This window comes from Sorangium sp. So ce693 (assembly GCF_051521375.1).
In the GTDB taxonomy this organism is placed as follows: Bacteria; Myxococcota_A; Polyangia; order Polyangiales; family Polyangiaceae; genus Sorangium; species Sorangium atrum.
Window position 1 is genome coordinate 6008805 of the sequence record NZ_CP150347.1, and the last position, 18216, is coordinate 6027020.

General features: G+C 69.7%; 13 protein-coding genes. 9 read left to right on the forward strand and 4 right to left on the reverse strand.

Annotated features, from left to right (window positions below; translation table 11 throughout):
• Window positions 1–30 precede the first annotated feature (30 nt).
• The 5 genes from WMF14_RS22490 (at window position 31) to WMF14_RS22510 (ending at window position 8177) form a co-directional block, all read left to right on the forward strand.
• Entirely contained in the window at window positions 31–2355 is a 2325-nt protein-coding gene (locus WMF14_RS22490; protein WP_272099938.1) for an adenylate/guanylate cyclase domain-containing protein, read from the forward strand.
• Between the two features lie 232 nt (window positions 2356–2587).
• Window positions 2588–3421: an alpha/beta fold hydrolase gene (locus WMF14_RS22495; RefSeq protein ID WP_437803514.1), complete on the forward strand. Its 834-nt coding sequence runs from the start codon at window positions 2588–2590 to the stop codon at window positions 3419–3421.
• A gap of 278 nt (window positions 3422–3699) precedes the next feature.
• On the forward strand, window positions 3700–4329 hold the full coding sequence (locus WMF14_RS22500) for a class I SAM-dependent DNA methyltransferase (protein ID WP_437803515.1): 630 nt from the start codon (window positions 3700–3702) through the stop codon (window positions 4327–4329).
• Window positions 4330–4664: 335 nt separating this feature from the next.
• Window positions 4665–6545, forward strand: coding sequence for a peroxidase family protein (locus WMF14_RS22505; protein ID WP_437803516.1), 1881 nt, complete (start codon window positions 4665–4667; stop codon window positions 6543–6545).
• A 48-nt stretch (window positions 6546–6593) separates the two neighbouring features.
• Window positions 6594–8177, forward strand: a complete 1584-nt coding sequence (locus WMF14_RS22510; RefSeq protein WP_437803517.1) for a lipoxygenase family protein — start codon at window positions 6594–6596, stop codon at window positions 8175–8177.
• A gap of 105 nt (window positions 8178–8282) precedes the next feature.
• Here the strand turns inward: WMF14_RS22510 and WMF14_RS22515 are convergent, their stop codons facing one another.
• A complete protein-coding gene (locus tag WMF14_RS22515) occupies window positions 8283–9500 on the reverse strand; it encodes an MFS transporter (RefSeq protein ID WP_437804267.1) in 1218 nt (405 codons plus the stop codon).
• 190 nt (window positions 9501–9690) lie between these two features.
• On the opposite strand from WMF14_RS22515, the gene WMF14_RS22520 reads away from it, so the two are divergent.
• On the forward strand, window positions 9691–10491 hold the full coding sequence (locus WMF14_RS22520; protein WP_272099942.1) for a DeoR/GlpR family DNA-binding transcription regulator: 801 nt from the start codon (window positions 9691–9693) through the stop codon (window positions 10489–10491).
• An 88-nt stretch (window positions 10492–10579) separates the two neighbouring features.
• Here the strand turns inward: WMF14_RS22520 and WMF14_RS22525 are convergent, their stop codons facing one another.
• Window positions 10580–11602, reverse strand: a complete 1023-nt coding sequence (locus WMF14_RS22525) for a glycoside hydrolase family 11 protein (RefSeq protein ID WP_437803518.1) — start codon at window positions 11600–11602, stop codon at window positions 10580–10582.
• A gap of 273 nt (window positions 11603–11875) precedes the next feature.
• A complete protein-coding gene (locus tag WMF14_RS22530) occupies window positions 11876–13492 on the reverse strand; it encodes a cellulose binding domain-containing protein (RefSeq protein WP_437803520.1) in 1617 nt (538 codons plus the stop codon).
• Here WMF14_RS22530 and WMF14_RS22535 point away from each other — a divergent pair.
• The 3 genes from WMF14_RS22535 (at window position 13479) to WMF14_RS22545 (ending at window position 17351) form a co-directional block, all read left to right on the forward strand.
• Window positions 13479–13772, forward strand: coding sequence for a hypothetical protein (locus WMF14_RS22535; protein WP_437803522.1), 294 nt, complete (start codon window positions 13479–13481; stop codon window positions 13770–13772). The two genes, WMF14_RS22530 and WMF14_RS22535, sit on opposite strands and share 14 nt — an antisense overlap.
• A gap of 275 nt (window positions 13773–14047) precedes the next feature.
• Entirely contained in the window at window positions 14048–15445 is a 1398-nt protein-coding gene (locus WMF14_RS22540; protein WP_437803524.1) for a sigma 54-interacting transcriptional regulator, read from the forward strand.
• A gap of 607 nt (window positions 15446–16052) precedes the next feature.
• Complete coding sequence (locus WMF14_RS22545) at window positions 16053–17351, forward strand: glycosyl hydrolase family 18 protein (protein WP_437803525.1); 1299 nt, start codon at window positions 16053–16055, stop codon at window positions 17349–17351.
• An 83-nt stretch (window positions 17352–17434) separates the two neighbouring features.
• Here the strand turns inward: WMF14_RS22545 and WMF14_RS22550 are convergent, their stop codons facing one another.
• Window positions 17435–18202, reverse strand: a complete 768-nt coding sequence (locus tag WMF14_RS22550) for a hypothetical protein (protein ID WP_437803526.1) — start codon at window positions 18200–18202, stop codon at window positions 17435–17437.
• Window positions 18203–18216 lie beyond the last annotated feature (14 nt).

Genomic DNA, 18216 nt, shown 5'->3' on the forward strand with positions numbered 1-18216 from the left:
TACGCGCGCAGGCGTAGAATCGCCGGAACCATGAGCCGATCCCCCTCCGACAAGGACGCGCCCAAAAAGGCAACGGTCAGCCCCGTGCCGTCGCGAGGGACCCCGCCAGAGACGATCCCGTCGCGCGCCAGCGCCAGCAGCAGCAGCGCCCTGCCGTCGGCGCCGCCCCTGACACGGAGCAGCGCCGGCAGCGGCAGCGCCCTGCCGCCGGCGCCCGCATCGAACCGCGGGGGCAGCACCCTCCCGCCTCCTCAGCAGCACGCGCCGCCCCCGGCGCGCGGCAGCCATTTCCCGGCCGACGCGCGCGTGCGGCGGGATCGACCGAGCGTCCCGCTCTCTCCGCACGGCGCGTATGCGTCGCAGGAGGCGCGCGGCTGGCGAGAGCGGCCGACCGCCGCGGCCGCCGCCGCGGCGCGCGCCGGCTATACCTTGCAGGATCCGTTCGATCGGTGGGACCCGTCCGAGGGCTCCCCCGCTGCGCCAGCGACCCAGCCGCCCGAACCGCCGAGCTCGCGGATCCCGGAGGCGTCGCGCCACGAAGACGCCGGCCGCGGCCACGCGCCGGCCTCGTCGCCGGGCAAGCGCACGGCGACCGGCGGGCTGCCCGCCGCGCACCAGCCGGCGGCGTCGGCCAGGCCGTCCGCGGGGCGCGAGCCGCAGCGGCTCCACGAGCCGCACGGCGGAGGCCACGATCCGTACACGCCCATCAACCAGATCCTCGGCTACACGCGCCTGCTCGTGGCGTCGCTGCAGGGCAAGGTCGCGCCGCAGCACATCGAGGACATCCGCAACATCGAGCTCGCGTCGCGCAAGCTGCTCACCATCGTGCAGGCGATGGAGAACGGCGACGAGGACGCGCCCTCGAGCGTGAAGGTCAGCATCCCCTCTCCGCACGAGGAGCCCGCTGTCCACGCCGAGATCGAGGGCAGCGGGCGCGGCACCATCCTCGTTGTCGACGACAGCCGAGGCAACCGCGACGTCCTCTGTCGGGTGCTGCAGAACAACGGCTACCGCACCGCGTCCGCCGAGGATGGACCCCGCGCGCTGGGGCTGGCCGCGCGCGAGCGCTTCGACGCCGTGCTGCTCGACGTGAACATGCCCGGCATCAGCGGCCTCGGCGTGCTCTCGGCCCTGCGCCAGAGCCGGTCGCAGGCCGAGCTCCCGGTGATCATGGTGACCACGCGCGGCGCGAGCGAGGACGTTGTCGAATCGCTCAAGCTCGGCGCCAACGACCACGTGACGAAGCCGATCGACTTCGACATCCTGCTCGGGCGGCTCGACACGCAGCTCACGCTGAAGCGCTCGCGCGAGCAGCTCTCGCAGCTCGCGGCGGAGCTGTCGGTCAAGAGCGAGTTCATCCGCAAGACGTTCGGCCGCTACCTGAGCGACGACGTGGTGAACCGCCTGCTCTCCTCGCCCGAGGCCCAGCTCCTCGGCGGCGAGGAGCGCGAGGTGACCATCATGATGACGGACCTCCGCAGCTTCACGACGATGACCGAGAACATGCCGCCCGACGTCGTCATGCGGCTCCTGAACGGCTACCTCGGCGAGATGGCGCGCATCATCGTCGCGCGCGGCGGCACGATCATCGAGTTCATCGGCGACGCGATCCTCGCGCTCTTCGGCGCGCCGTTCCCGGCGGGCGACGACACCCGCCGCGCGGTCGCCTGCGCGCTGGAGATGCAGATGGCGATGGACGCGGTGAACGAGAAGAACAGCGCCGAGGGCCTGCCGACGCTGCAGATGGGCATCGCGCTCAACACCGGCCCGGTCGTCGTCGGCAACATCGGCTCCGAGGCGCGCACGAAATACGGCGTGGTCGGCGCCCAGGTGAACCTGACGTCCCGCATCGAGTCGTGCACGGTGGGCCGCCAGATCCTGATCGCGGACACCACGCGCCGCGCCGCCGGCGCGGGCCTCCTGCTCGGCCAGAGCCACGCGCTGGCCGTCAAGGGGTTCTCGAACCGTGTGCTGGTCCACGAGGTCCTGGGCCTCGACAACCCCGAGCGGCTCTACCTGCCCGAGCGGCGGGTCGAGATCCTCTCGCTCTCGTCGCCGCTGCCGGTCGTGTGCGCGCGCCTCGCGGGCAAGCGGGTGGAGGGCGAGCCGCAGTCCGCCTTCATCCTCGGGCTCTCGCCCTTCGGCGCCGTGCTGCGGCTGCATCCCCGGCCCGCGCCCTTCACGAACCTCCAGATCCACCCGTCCGGCCCGCTCGCCGAGCAGCTCGGCGGCGAGCTGCACGCGAAGGTGATCGAGCTCGACGCGCGCGCCGACGACGTCGTGCGCATCCACTTCACGTCGTCACCGCCGGGGCTCGCGGCGTTCGTTCAGAAGCTGCACCGCGCCGAGGCATAGCGGCTCTCCCCACAGGCAGGCTCGTTCACATCGAACCCGTGCTCCTGAAGGGGCCGTATCGGCTCGGCGACCGGCTCTCCTCGGCTCCGAGGACATCGCCCTGCGCGTGACCCAGGGCGAAGCGCCCCTGGGAGAGCACCTTTGCCTCGAACGAGCGCCTCGCCTACGCTCCGCCCTCGCAGCGCAACACGGCCCCTTCACGCGGACCCATACACCGAGGTAGCAGACGCCCATGCCTTCCCTGACCGTCGCGGGCCCTGTGGGCGCGCTCCACATCGTCGATCATCCGGCCGCCGTCCCTCGCCCCGACGCAGGCGCCGGCTCCTCGCGCGAGGCGCTGCCGGTCGTGCTCGTGCACGGGATGGTCGGCCACGCCGGCTTCTGGGAGGCGACGCTCGCGCACGTCGCCGGCCGACGGCGCGCATTGGCGCTCGATCTCCGGGGGCACGGCGCGTCGGAGCCCCCGCCCGACGCGGACTACACGCCCGCCGCCTGCGCGGCCGACGTGCTCGCGGCCCTCGACGCCCTGGCGCTCCCCCGCGTGGCGCTCGTCGGCCACAGCTACGGCGCGCTCGTGGCGCTCGCCGCCGCGGCCGCCCATCCGGAGCGGGTCGCGCGCCTCCTGCTCGCGGACCCGCCCAGGGATTTCACGCAGATCCCGGCGGAGGTCCAGGCGCAGCACTTCCCGCCCTACCTCGCCGCCCTCGCGGCGGACGGCTGGCGTGACACCGCCATTGCCACCTTCAACGAGGCGCTCGCGGGCAGCACGCCCGCGACCCGGGAGACGGTGCTGGCGCGCGTCGCCGCCACGCCGCACGACCGGATGCTCGGCATGTCCCGGCATTTGCTGGAGTTCGAGGCGGTGAACGCGCTGGACCGCTACCTCGCCGCGCCGGGCGCCCGCGCCCATGCCATCGTCGCCCCTTCGAACGCATGGCCGCAAAGTCTGCACGCGCTGAGGCCCGCGCTCACGGCGGTCGTGCTGCCGGAGACCAGCCACTGGCTGATGCTCGACGCGCCGGCGGCGTTCGCCGCCGAGCTCGAGGCGTGGCTGGACGCCGCCTGACGGAGCGCTCGCGCCCCCTCATCCCTCTCTCTTTCTCTCTCCTCCGCCCTGCGTGCCTCCACGGTCCCCTCGCCTCTCCTCTCCTCGCTTATCGGAGGGAGAAGCCCGGAATACGGATGGGGGGTCGATCTCGTGGGTCCGCGCATGCGCCTGCCTGAGGGTGGCGCGCGCCGCACGGAGGGATAGCGCCGACCGGGCGCACGCGGGCCGGACGGCGGCTGCACCACGAGCGCCTCGCGGTCCTTTTCTGCGGGGCGCTCCCGGCCCACACTGCCGCCATGCACGACGACAGCGCCCCCCGGCTCTCCGCGCTCACCGAGAGGACCCTGGCTCACTACGACGATCACGCCCTGTCGTTCTGGGAGGGCACGCGCGATCACGACGTCTCCCAGAACCGCGCCGCGCTGCTCGCGGCGCTGGAGGGGTCAGGTCCGTTCACGATCCTCGATCTCGGCTGTGGCCCTGGGCGCGATCTCGCGGCGTTCCGCGCGGATGGGCACAATCCGGTCGGGCTCGACGGGTCCGCGCGGTTCGTCGAGATGGCGCGGCGGCACGCGGGCTGCGACGTGCTCCACCAGGACTTCCTGCGCCTCGACCTCGAGGCCGGGCGCTTCGACGGGATATTCGCCAACGCGTCGCTGTTCCACGTGCCGAGCAAGGAGCTGCCGCGCGTGCTCCGCGAGCTCCACGCCGCGCTCCGCCCGCGCGGCGTCCTCTTCAGCTCGAACCCGCGCGGCGACGATCGGGAGGGGTGGTCGGGCGACCGGTACGGCTGTTATTGGTCGCTCGAGCGGTGGCGGGAGCACGTGGCCGCCGCCGGGTTCGAGGAGATCGAGCACTACTATCGACCGGCGGGCCGGCCGCGCGAGCAACAGCCCTGGCTGGCGACTGTGTGGCGCAAGCGCTGACCGGCGGCCACGGTGGCCGGCCTCGCGCGCCACGCCGGACCGCCGGAACATGACTGTGTGCCCCGGTCGCGTGGCCGCGGGCGTCCGTCAAGCCCGACCTCGATGAGAGGATCACGCCCCTCCGCGCGCGCGACCTTGTTCAAGACGCATGAGCGCTGCCCTCTCCACCCTTCGAGCGAGGCGGCCAAACACGATTGCCGACCTGGCAGGCGATGATAGGTTTCGGCACCCGAGCCCGCTCGGGGAGCAGAAACGCCGTCGAGCAGGCCGCGATCCATGAGCCGCACGCAGGCTCCAGTGGAGACGTCCTCGATGGCATCCACGAAGGATGAACCATGCGTAAAATCCCTGCGCGTATCCTGGGGATCGCGTTCGACGCGATCAACCTCGTGATCCCATGGCACAGGCTCCCTCCACGTATCGGCGTGTTGAACCTGCTCTCGTTCCGCAACGTCCTCAGGCAAAAGAACCTCGCCGACGCGCGGCAGATTCCGTCGAACGGCGCGGCGGTCCCGCCGCCGTGCTTCCGCCCCGAGGTGCTGAATCAGCGCACGGCGGACGGGTCATTCAACGATCTCGGCGACCCGGACATGGGCCGCGCCATGACGCGGTTCGGACGCAACGTACCACTACACTGCACCGAGCCCGAGCCCGAGCCGCGCCTCCTGGAGCCGAGCCCGCGGCTCGTCAGCACGCGCCTGCTCGCACGCCGGCAGTTCGTCCCGGCGACGTCGCTGAACCTCCTCGCGGCAGCGTGGATCCAGTTCATGACGCGCGACTGGTTCAACCACGGCACGCCCGTGAAGGGCAACGAGCTCCGGGTGCCCCTCGACAGGGAGCGCGGAGACAGCTGGCCCGAGGACCCGATGTTGATCCGCCGCACCCCGGCCGACCCCACGCGCGTCCCGGGAGGCGGCGACGGACCCCCCACCTACCTCAACCACGCATCTCACTGGTGGGACGGCTCCCTGATCTACGGCAGCAGCCTGGAAGAGCTCGAGTCCGTGCGCGACGACGATCGACAGGGGCCGGGGAGAGGCAAGCTGAAGATGATGCCGTTCAATGGCCAGCCGGTGGGCTTCATCTCGCCGGCCATGAGAAAGCAGGCCGACGTCTCGAACGCGTGGTGGGTCGGGCTCACCCTCATCCACACGCTGCTCGTGAAGGAGCACAACGCGATCGTGGACCGGCTGCGCCAGGGTTACCCGGACTGGAACGGAGACTGCCTGTTCCACACCGCGCGGCTCGTCAACACGGCGCTCATCGCCAAGATCCACACCGTGGAGTGGACGACGGCGATCCTTGGGCACCCGACGCTGCAGATCGCCATGAACGCGAACTGGTGGGGGCTCGCGACGGAGCGCATCACACGCGTGTTCGGGCGGCTCAGCGGCAGCGAGGTGCTGAGCGGCATCCCCGGCTCCGTGACGGAGCACCACGGGGCGCCCTACGCGATGACCGAGGAGTTCGTCGCCGTCTATCGCATGCACTCGCTCATGCCCGAGGACATCCGGCTCGCGCGCATCGCCGACGGCACGTTCGCGCGCAGCGTGACGATCCCCGAGGTCTCGGGCCGCCGGACGGGGGACGCCATCGACGGCGGGCTGTCGCTCGCGGACCTGCTCTATTCCTTCGGGATCGCCCACCCCGGCGCCATGGTCCTGCACAACTACCCGAGCTTCCTCCGCAACCTGGAGCGAGACGACAACACCCGCATCGATCTGGCCGCGATCGACATCATGCGCGACCGCGAGCGCGGCGTCCCCCGGTACAACGACTTCCGCGCGCTCTTGCACCTCGAGCCGGTCAAGTCCTTCGAGGCCATGACGAGCAACAAGGAGTGGGCCCGCGAGCTCCGCGAGGTCTACGGCGACGTGAGCCGCGTCGATCTGATGACAGGCATGCTCTCGGAGGACGTGCCGGAGGGATTCGGGTTCAGCGACACCGCGTTCCGCATCTTCATCCTCATGGCGTCCCGACGCATCAAGAGCGACCGGTTCCTCACCAGCGATTTCAACAGCAAGATCTACACCGCCGAGGGGATGGCCTGGATCAACGACAATGACATGTCGAGCGTCCTGCTGCGCCATCACCCGGAGCTCGCGCCCGCGCTCCGCGGCGTCAAGAACGCGTTCGCCCCGTGGTCGCGGGTCGACGGGCGCTCGGGGGAGTGCGCTGTCCCCCGGAAGCCGCCCTCGTCCAAGCGGGGCGCATGAGCCCTGGGCGTCGCATCGTCAATCCACCCGATCTCATGAGGTAGAGCAATGCAGTCTTCACCCTGGATCACAGGCGACGACCCCTCGATCGCTGGCGCACATCAGGCCAGCCTCCTCACGCGATCGATCTGGGCGGTTCGCAAGCGGTTCTGGAACGCCATCGCGACGCTCAAGTTCCGTCATAACAAGCCCGTCGCGGTGCCGGTGCCGCGCGGCGATCGGAGGCTCAACCCGGTGATCCTCGCCGACCAGTTTCCTGGGATCCCCGTGTCCAACATCCTGGTGGCCGATCGCGTCCCGGCGGACGAGGCGTCGCCCGTCGTCGACGGGTTCTATCGGCTCCAGGTCGCGCTGTACCGGCTGTTTCCGCCGATGCAGCGTGGATTGCCGCCGATCGACGCCGACCCGCGGCGGGCGCTCGACGAGGCGTACACGCTCGCGCACCGGCGGCTCTTCCCCGCCCCGCTGCTCCCGGAGGAGTACCGGCGTCAGGTCGATCTCGGGCACATCGCGGTAGCCGGCCCGTATGCCTTCTACCTCGAGCGCGCGCCCGAGGGCGGGTTCCAGTGGGATCTGCGCAAGCTGGGCCGCTACGAACACCACGAGGGGCTGCGCTCGCTGGGCGTGCGCGTCCTGTTCGAGGTCGACGACCGCGCCCGCCGGCTCCGCGCCACGCGCATCGAGTGCGAGCTCGGCGTGGCGGTTCCTGGCGACGAGCGCTGGGAGCTCGCCCAGAAGATGGCGCTGTGCGCGGTGACAACACACCTGTCGCTCGTACGGCACTTCAACTGGATCCACCTGGCTGCGGGTGGGCCGCTCGCGATCGCGACCCGCAACGACCTCCCGCCGGACCACCCCCTGCGCCGCCTGCTCTGGCCGCACGTCCACCACACGCAGCTCAGCAACCGCGTCATCACGCTGGGACAGATGGCGAAGGGAGGTGATTTCGAGACCACCTTCAGCTTCACCCACCGGGGGATGTGCCAGCTGTACGAGGAGACCTACGCCGAGTACGACGCGATCGTCATCGATCCCGTCCGGGAAGCCGAGCGCCGCGGCCTCCTCGACGCCGGGTTCGACACGCCGACGCTCGCGAACCGCATCGCGCATTTCGAGCTCATGTGCAGGCACGCGGAGCGCTACCTGCACGTCTATTACGACTCCGATCGACAGCTCCAGGAGGACGTGAGCTTCCAGGCGTGGCTCGAGGAGTGGGATCGCCTCGTCCCGAACGGCGTCCGCAAGCTGCTCCCGGACGAGATCACGATCGACAGCGCGGCGCGCCTGTTCGGCGCCATCATCTATCTCGTGACGGTGGAGCACGAGGTGGTCGGCACCGGGCTGTGGAACTACCAGCCGTGGACGCACGTCCAGCCGGTGCGCATCTACAGGAACGGCCAGCGCGAGCCGCTCGACGTCTACCAGCGGCTCATCAACGCCAACTACAACCTGAACGTGCACCGCACGCAGCTCCTCACGGACTTCTCGTACCTCGCGCTCGACCCGCGCGGCGCCGAGGCGTTCCGCCAGTTCCGAGCCGATCTCCTGGCGCTCCAGTCCAAGCTGGAGAAGGAGCCCGCCGCGTACTGGAAGGTCCACCCGACGATCCTGGAGGCGAACATCAACGCCTGACGGGCGCGGCGGCCGGCCCGCGAGGCGCGACGTGGCCTCGCGGGGCCGGCGCTCGCTCGAACGGCCCACGGCGCGGGAGCGGCCCGCAGCGCGGAGGGCCGGCGGTCAGTGCGCCCTGATCGCCTGCGGGCGCGCGGGCGCGCGGGCGGCGGGGGCGCGGGGCGCGGGCCCGCGGATGACCGCCGGGCCCAGCGCGACGATCACGAGGGCCAGCGCCACGACGAGGGCGAGGCCGCCGCGCAAGGTGAGGCGATCGGAGACCAGGCCGATGGCCGGAGGGCCGACGAGAAAGCCGCCGTACGACAGGGTGGCGAGCGTCGCCAGCGCCTTGCCGGGCGCGACGCCGGGGGCGCTCGCCCCGGCGCGGAAGACCAGCGGCACCACGACGGACAGGCCGGCGCCCACGCACCCGAACCCGAGCAGCATGGCGATGGGGGCGTTGGCGAGCAGCGCCGCGCCGAGCCCGCCCGCGACAACGACGCCGGCCGCGCGCACGACCCTATCGGCGCCGAACCGCTGCGTCAGCCCGTCCCCGGAGAACCGCCCGAGGAGCATCGCCAGCGAGAACGCGGCGTAGCCGGTCGCCGCGAAGGCCGCGGTGGTGTGGAGCTCGTCGCGGAGGTAGACGGCCGACCAGTTGGCCATCGCGCCCTCACCCACGGACGAGCAGAAGGCGACGAGGCCGAGCAGGAGGAGCCCTGTCGAGCGTGCGGCCCCGGGGGCGGCCGCGGTCGCGGGCTCGGGGCGCGCGTCGGCCGAGAGCGCCCCGCCCTCGCGCGCGACGGCCACGGCGAGGACGGCGGCGACGGCGACGAGGTGCGCCGCGGGCGACAGCGCGCGGTCGGCCGCGAGCGCGCCAAGGGCCGCCCCGATCAGCCCGCCGAGGCTGAACATGCCGTGCACCGACGCGAGGATGGGCCGATCGGAGCGCCGCTCGACCTCGACGGCCTGCGCGTTCATCGCGACGTCCATGAGGCCGTTGCACACGCCGAGCAGCAGGAGGGCCGCGACGAGCGCGGCGAAGGAAGGGGCCAGCGCGGGCAGGGGCAGCGCCGCGCACAGGAGCAAGGCCGAGACCCGGGTGATGCGCCGGCTCCCGAAGCGGGCGACGAGCGGCCCGGCGGCGCGGAAGGCGAGCATCGCGCCGCAGGCGAGGCCGAGGAGGGCGAGGCCGAGCAGGCCGTCGCGCAGCCCGAGCCGCTCGCGGACCGCAGGGACACGCGCGGCCCAGGACGCGAAGGCGATGCCGTTCGCCACGAACATGACCGAGACGGCGCGGCGGGCGCGCGCGACGTCGTCAACGACCGAGAGGGAGGAGCCCATCACGGCACCCCCCGCGCAGGACCAGGCGAGCCGCTGGCGCACCGCCGCGGCCCGGGGAAGGCCGTCCGGAGGACGGCGTTGAAAGTTGGAGGCTCCCCGGAAGGTTCGTGCATTTTCGTGAACATCAGGGAAAGATCATGGGGCCGGAAGGGACCGGAGCAAGCAACTTCGTGCACAAACAGGAACAACCGTGCAAAACAACGCAGACACCTCCGGCTTGATGGTGGCCGAGCGGCGCCAGCATATTCTCGCAGTACTGGAACGTGACGGGAAGGTGGTGGCGGCAGAGCTGAGCCGTGCTTTCGGGGTCTCGGAGGACACGATCCGGCGCGATCTGCGCGAGATGGCGAACGAGGGGCTCTTGCAGCGGGTTCACGGCGGCGGCCTGCCGGTCTCGCGGGTGAACCCGAGCTTCCCTGCGCGCGAGCGGCAGCGGCCGAAGGCCAAGGAAGAGCTCGCGCGGGCCGCGGCGACGTTGATCAAGCGGGGTCAGGTCGTGTTCATCGACAGCGGGACGACCAACGTGGCCGTGGCGCGCCACCTCCCGCGCGATCTCGAGGCGACGGTCGTGACCAACAGCCCTCCCGTCGCCATCGCGCTCTCGGAGCACCCGCGGGTGGAGGTGGTCCTGCTGGGCGGGCGCGTGCGCAAGGATCCGCTGGCCGCCGCCGACGGGGTGACCATCGCGGGGGTGCGCCAGATCCGGGCGGACCTCTGCTACCTGGGGGTGTGCACGCTCGATCCGACGTTCGGCGTCACCACGCTGGATCTGGACGAATCGTACGTGAAGCGGGCGATGGTGGAGGCCTCCGCCGAGGTCGTCGCGCTGGTGACCGCGGACAAGCTGGGCACCGTGTCGCCGTACGTGGTCGCGCCGCTGAGCGAGCTCACATGGCTGTTCACCGAGCGCGGCGTGTCGCAGGAGGCGCTCGCCCCCTACCGGGCCGCGGGCGTCACCGTCACGCAGGACCTCGAGGCGGAGCCGGCCTAGTCCAGCGGGTCAGAGATCCTGCCACGATTTCTGGGAGGCGCAGGCTCGCTCTGGCCATGCCGAGCTCGAGGCCCCTGGACGCCTCGGCTCATTTTTTCACGACGAACTTCGCCGTCGTGAACTTGACTGTCCCGCTGTTGTTCTGGGACTCGACCAGCAGCTTGATCTCGTGCAGATTCCCCAGGGAAAGGCCGAGCGCTTCCCACTTGGTGAAGTGTTCGGAGACGGAGATGGTGCCGCACGTGCGAGCCGTCCGCCGGATGCTGAAATATTGATCGAACGTCGCGCTCGCGCCCGTGATGGCCGGCTTGTTCACGCGGGTCTTCTTCCACACGTCGTAGGTCTCACCATCGGCAGTGAGCGTTCCTACCTCGTCCCGCGGCGTCCCGTCGGAAGAGAAACCTGCCGGCTTTTCGCTGCCCCAGTCGTCGAGGATGTAGAACTCGCGCAGCGGGTTGACGGTCCAGCCGTAGATGCCGATGTACGTCAAGCCGCCGTCCTCCTCCGTCTTGGTATGCGCGAACTCCGCCGATACGGTGCCGATCTGGGTGTGCTTCTGGGTCTGGTTGAAGTCGAGCCCGACGCGCGCCAGGAAATCCTCGACGTTGTTCCATTCCGCGCTGAACGCGGCGTCGACGCCGTGCACGGTCATGCAGCCCTTCCCGCCTCCCTCCGCCCAGAGCTCATAACCGTAACCATTGCCCGCATTGCCTCGGCTGTTCGAGCAATACTCCTTGCCTCCGGTCAGGGGTGTCGCCGGCGGGCAGGTGTTCGCGCCGCTGCCCGTGGACCCGCCGCCCTCGCCGGTGGACCCGCCGTCGCCGGTGGAGCCACCTCCACCCGTCGCTCCGCCCGCACCCGGGGGCCCACCGCTGCTGCTGCTCGCGCCGCCGCTCCCCGTGACGCCTCCGGTAGTAGCGGAGGCAGCGCCCGTGCCCCCGGCGCCCGGTTGACCACCGCTTCCGCTCGCGCCGGTGGATCCTGCGATCGATCCGCCGCTCCCGTCTTCGTCCTTCCCTTCCCCGGAGCCGGAACAGCCCGTGAACGCCGCGGCAGCCAGGCAAGCGGCGAGTGTACCCAGCGACCAGCGGGACGAAACGAGAATCTTCATGGTTGGAGCATGCCAGGGGTTGCACATGGTGATCAAGCGAGGCGAACCCTTGGAAGGTTGGCTCGTCGTCGGGTCGCCGCTCCGACAGAAGTTTCCAGACCTGTGGAAACATCCCCGCCCGAGGCGCGCCGCCGTTCGGCGTAGGTGTCATCGGCGGTCGCGAGCCCCCGCGCGCCGCGCAGGAGCGCGATCTGGACGGCGGCGAACCCCATCATCGTCCCGGCGCCGTGAACCAGGAGAGTCTGTCTGTATCCGAAGGGAGCGATCTCCGCTCTAAGGCACCGTGTCCCGACGGGAGATCGACGAAGAGCGAAAGCCAGCTATCTTCGCGTCGACCTCGGCGGACGACAGGATCGCGTCCTCGGCGAAGTAGACCCAGTCGACGTCCTCGTTGTATGTCCGCGAGCTGCCCTTCGCGGCGTCGAGCTCATCGTACCAGAGGTTGAAGAAGATGAATTGATCCACCTCTGGAGCGTACATGGAACCGTGCGTCGCGCGATGCACTCCATCGATGTAATAGCTGATGGAGGCGCTGGTGACCTGGACAACGAGCGTGTGAAAGCCGTTGAAGTTCGCGGAGACCGAGTTCGAGACGTTCACGTCCGACGTCTCCCACGAGGTCAGCCACATCGTGCTCGTGTTGCCCTGGCCCCAACCGCCGTTGGGCATGTACTCGAAATCCTGCTCCGAGTAGTCCGGGTCGCCGGCGGCCCACTCGGTCAAGGTGAAGAAGGTCTCGACGGGCTTGTCGGCGTAAAAGCGCGTGCCGGACAGCGGGGTGTCGTTGAACTTGACCCTCGCAGCGTAGGTGCCGAAGCGGAACTTCTGGGCATGGGTGATCACCTCGGCCTGCGACGTGGTCGCTCCGGTGCCGCTCGTGCTCGCCTTGAGACGCATCAGCTTGTTCGTGGAGCTCTGCGGGTCAGCGACCATCGACACGTTGGATTCCAGCCACGCCGCGCCGCTCACGCCCGGTGCCCCCGACCAGCTCCGCACCGACCACCAGCTCGTGAAGTTGGCGTCGCTGGTCCCGTTGTAGCTGAAATCGTCGAAGAACTCGGCCGTGACCGCGCTGCCGGCCCGGGTCGTCGCGCTCGCCTGATTGGAGGCGGCAGACGCGCCGCCCGCGTTCAGGGCCGTGACCTTGTAATAGTAGGTGGTCGACGCCGCCAGGCCGGTGCTGTTGTAGCTGGTAGAGGTCACGCCGCTGGCGATGCGGTTCCCCGCGCCAGGCGTGAAACCCGACGTGGTCGATCGGTAGACGTCATAGCTCGTCGCACCGCCGCTCGCCGCCCAGCTCAGGGAGATCGCGCTTGCGCTCGACGCCGTGGCCGTCAGGGAGATCGGCGCCGGAGGCGGCGACACGCTGCTGCTCGGCGGCGTACCGCTGCGCAGGCCGCCCGTGGGCGCGGAGCCGGCGTCGTGCACGGTGATACGGCTGAAGTTGGAGAAGGTCGTCTGGCTTCCATACGAGTAATCGTCGGTCTCGACGACGTTCGTGTTGAACTCGATCCCGAGGTCGATCGGCTGGGTCGTCGCCCCCGCAGCCAGGCTCCCGGCGGCGCTGGTGAAGCCGATCTGCACGTAGCGATCGGCGCCAGTGTAGGACACTGTCCCGGTCGTCAGCGTGATTCGGCTGCAGCCCGGGCTCCACCACCAGCACGCCGGGGTCACGGTCGTCGCGCTGTCTTTCGTGAACCAGTAGCGTATGACGATGCTGCTCAGCGGTATCGAGGCCGCGGTGTTGTTGCGGATTTTTATCCCGGCCTCGATGATGGAGTCGTTCGGCGCGGCGGCGTCATAGTTGCTGTATTGAACGGTAAAGTCGGCCGCTCCGGCGAGGCTATCGCTCGAGTGACCGCACGTCGAGAGCGCGATGAAGATGCTCAAGCACGCAAGGCGGAGGGCGCGAGCCCGCAAGAAAATGGCCGTCCTTTCGAGGAACGTCACGCGTTGGCGCCGGCCAGTCCGCGTCGTCTGCTCGACAGCATGTAGATATCTCGAGTTCATGATTGTCAATCGTGCTCCTTTCGCGCCCGCATCGCGCAACGTCGCCGAGCCGTGGTCGACTTCCAGCATCGTGTCGAGCGGCGTCCGCTTCGCGCAGAAATTCAGCGTATGGACACTCTTGCTGCGCCACGTGGCGAAGCACAGCGTGTGCCAGCGCTGAGCGGCGCCGAATTGGGCTTCGAAGCGACAAGTTCAACGGAGCATTGCCGGGAGTGTGTGCGAGGGCGATCTCGGCGATCCCTCGGGTGCGATCTCTGGGGCAAAGGGGCGATCGACGGGATCGCACCCGCCGTCATGGGGTCGCACAGCGGCTCGGGGGTTCAAATGCTGGATAACTTCAATAAAGCTGCCCTATGGATCTTCTTTGATCCATCCATGCACGAACGTCGCGCGGCCTCACGTGACGTCGGCGCGGAGGCCTGCTGAGATGGAAGCATGCCTCCGTTGAGCGACGACGATGCCGCCTCCACCGAACTCCTGCCCGGACCGGTGCGCCCCGCTGCGGCCACGGCCGAGAGCTTCGCCCTCTCCGTCATGGCGGGCCCGGACGAGGGCCGACGGTTCACGGTGGCGCCGGGGCTGCCCTCGCGCGTTCTCGCCGGCACGAGCCCCGCCTGCGACATCGCCCTCACCGACCGGCTCGTTTCGCGCCGCCACGCCGCCTTCGAGCTCGCCGGCGCCCGGCTCCGCGTCACCGACCTCGGATCGACGAACGGCACCTTCGTCCAGGGGATCCGCGTCGGCGACGCGTACCTCCAGGGCAGCGAGCTCGTCCGGATCGGCGAGACGGTGCTCCGCGTCGAGGCGCTCGGCCTCACGCAGGCGGCCGAGCTGTCGCCCGCCGTGCAGTTCGGCAGGCTCCTAGGCGCCAGCGAGGAGATGCGGCGGCTCTATCCGCTGTGCGAGCGCCTGGCGGCCTCGAGCGTCCCCGTCGTCATCGAGGGCGAGACGGGGACCGGCAAGGAGGTGCTCGCGGAGGCGCTCCACGAGCAGGGGCCGCGGGCGGCCGGGCCGTTCGTGGTCTTCGACTGCACCGCGGTGCCGCCGACGCTCGTGGAGTCGGCGCTCTTCGGGCACGAGCGCGGCGCCTTCACCGGCGCGAACGAGACGCGCCGCGGCGTCTTCGAGGAGGCGCACGGCGGCACGCTGCTGCTCGACGAGATCGGCGATCTCGACCTCAGCCTACAGGCCAAGCTGCTGCGCGCGATCCAGCGATCGGAGGTGCAGCGCGTCGGCTCGAGCCGCTGGATCCGCGTGGACATCCGGGTGCTCGCGGCGACGCGGCGCGATCTCGAGCGTGAGATCCAGGCGGGTCGGTTCCGGGACGATCTGTTTTTCCGGCTCGCGGTGGCCCGGATCGAGCTGCCGCCGCTGCGCAAGCGGCGGGGCGACGTCACGGTGCTCGCGCACCACTTCTTTCAGCAGCTCGCGGGCCGCGGCGCGCCCTTCCCCCAGGGGTTCGGCGAGCGGCTGGAAGACTACGACTGGCCGGGCAACGTGCGCGAGCTCTACAACGCCGTGGCGCGGCGCGTGGCGCTCGGCGAGGCCGCGCCGATCGAGACCACCCGGGCCGGGCTGGCCTCCCCGGGCGCGCCGGCCCCGGCCTCCACGCGCGGAGGCGCGGAGCCCGGGACATCCGGCGACATCGTCGAGGAGATCCTCGCGCTGAACCTGCCCCTGCCGCGCGCGCGGGAGCGGATCGTCGATCACTTCGAGCGGCGCTACGTGCAGCGCGTCCTCGCGCAGCACGGGGGCAACGTCAGCAACGCGGCGGCCGCGTCGGGCATCGCGCGGCGGTACTTCCAGATCCTGCGCGCACGGCGCTCCACCTGACACCCGCGGCGCCGGCGCGCGGGACGACAGGCGCGCGACAGGCCGCGGGTTAGCTCCAGGCGGCCCGAGAGCGCCGGATCGCCGGGGGCGATCCAGGAGTTCCCACTCTCGCGATCGAGGCGATCGCGGTGCGATCTCCCCGATCGCCCACGCGCGCCCCCGGCTCGCCGAGCGCGATCGCCGCGCGTCGGCTCCAGGAAGAGCTCAGCGACGGGCTGCCGCGAAGCCGTGCGCCCATCGTCGGGGCCATCATCACGACTGGTACATCGCTTGCTCTTCCGGGAAACAGAAGCAGCGCAGCAGTAGCAGCAGCGCAGTTGCATCGGGCCACGACGACCCGGCCGCGCTCGGTACCACGATGTCCCCATCAACGGGTGGTGATCGAGGTCGAGCCCAGCGGCGAGTCACGGCCCAGCGGCGCCGGATCGCAGCATGGCAATGCTGCGTCCGGCGAGACCACCATCGGCGATCGTTCATCTCTCGTCGAAGAAAGGCCACCATGTCTCTCCATCTTTCTAAGATTGCTCCCAAGCTTTCACTTCTCCTCGTCGCCTTCACCGCGAGCGGGCTCGGATGCCTTGCTTCCAGTCCGCCGGAGGAGCTCGAGGTGGATCAGAACGAATCCGCCGCGTGCGCAGACTTTCCGGAGTGGCAGGAGGGTCAGCCGTATGCCGCGGGGGACATCGTGAATTACGAGGGGTCGGCCTACATCGCCAAGTACGACAATCCCGGCTTCATCCCGACCGTCAGCACGTACTTCTGGGAGCCGTACTCCGGCTGCAGCGACAGCCCCGAGCCCACCGAGGGCTCCAGCTCCGAGCCCACCGAGGGCTCCAGCTCCGAGCCCACCGAGGGCTCCAGCTCCGAGCCCACCGAGGGCTCCAGCTCCGAGCCCACCGAGGGCTCGTGCAGCTATCCGCAATGGCAAGAGGGTCAGCCGTATGCCGCGGGGGACATCGTGAATTACGAGGGGTCGGTCTACATCGCCAAGTACGACAATCCCGGCTTCATCCCGACCGTCAGCACGTACTTCTGGGAGCCGTACTCCGGCTGCAGCGGCAGCCCCGGCGACGACGGCAGACCCCGCGCGGGCTTTGGGCTCCCCGAAAAGGTCGTCGCTGGCTACTACCCCAACTGGACGGAAGCGCCCGTCCGCATCCGGGAAATCAACAGCAATTACAACGTGATCTATCTCTTTGCCGCGAAGCCCTTCGGAGGATCGCCCGGCACCACGGGCGCCGTCTACTGGGAGGCGCCGGGTGATGGCAAGGGAGCAGCGACGAACCTGAACGCCGACATCGAGTACGCACGGACGATCCAGGATCGCAGGATCATCCTCTCCGTCGGCGGCGCCAAAAATGGTATGAGCTTCCCGACGCGCAAGAAGTCGGAGACGTTCGTCAATAGCGTGATCGGGATCTACGACCGCCTGGGTGGGTTCGACGGCCTCGACTGGAACACCTTCGAGGCCGATCAGGCCCCCGACACCTCCGAGATGATCTGGATCAGCCAGGAGCTGAAGCGGCGCATCCCCGGCTTCATCATCACCGCGCCTCCGGCCCCCTGGAACAGCCGCGACAAGACGTTTTGCCAGCAGATGGTGGACGCCGGCGCCTTGGACTACGCGGCCCCGCAGTACTACGATGGCCCCGAGCTCGCCGAGCAGTCTTACATCGTGAACAGCGTGAACGAGTGGGTCTCGCTGCTCGGTCCGACGCACGTCGTCGTGGGGTTCGGGATCTCGGACCAGCAATACTACATGTCGATCGACGAGGCGATCCCCACGTGGAATCAAGTCGAGAGCAACCACCCGGCGCTCCGCGGCGTGTTCGACTGGGAGATCAACATCGACGAGAGCAAGGGGTGGCAGTTCGCCAACGGCGTGGGACCTCTCGTCACGGACTGAAGCGGGATCGCGTGGAGCGCGCGGCGATTCCGCCCGCCGATCGCGGACGGCGCGCGCTCCCCTTGATTGAAGGAGATCTGCGCCTATCGGTAGAAGGCGACATCGTCGATCCAGATATCGAAAGCCAGCTCCTTGTCGAAGAAGAACTCGATGGCCCAGAGCCGCTCCAGGGCGGGCGAAAGCAACTGCTTACCGTAGGGCTCCTGCTTGAGGCACTCCACCGGAATCTTGAAGTGCTTCCAGTCGCTCTCCAGCATGACCGGCTTGTGGAAGTGATTGTTGCATTCCCCCTCTGCGTCGTTGCAGATGCCCCCCATGTGATAGGTCTGCTGATCGATGAAAAGCACCTTCATTTTCCTGGTGGAGCCCTCCTCGGCGCGGGCCCAGAACGTGAGGCCACGGTACTCGGACGCGTCGTAGTAGGCCTCGTCGTCCAGATGGAAGCCGACGCCGGCTCCCCAGAGGAGGAAGCCGTCATCGGCGCTCGTGTGCACGGCCTTGGTGCTGGCGCCGCGCGGAGGGTCAAGGGTGCTCACGAGGTCCGCCGGGTCCGCAGGCTCCTGCGTTCCATCCGGTGACTCGTCGTTGTCCTCGAACCAGAACCCTGCCCAAGGGTTCGCCCCGTTCCCTCCGGAGATCCGGGTATCTCCGTCTTCCATGTCGTCGATCGTCGACAGGGCGAGGGTCTCCCCGGGAAGCACCGCGAGGATCTCGCATGGATCCCCCGCGCCGTCGCCACCGCTCCCGACCGCTGAGCCCGCCGCGCCGCCGCCTGCGGAGATCTGGTCCTCAGGCTCGTAGACCTTGTCGAAGCCGAAGAGCTGCGCACATCCGAGCCCGAGCAACGCCATGGCACATCCGCCGG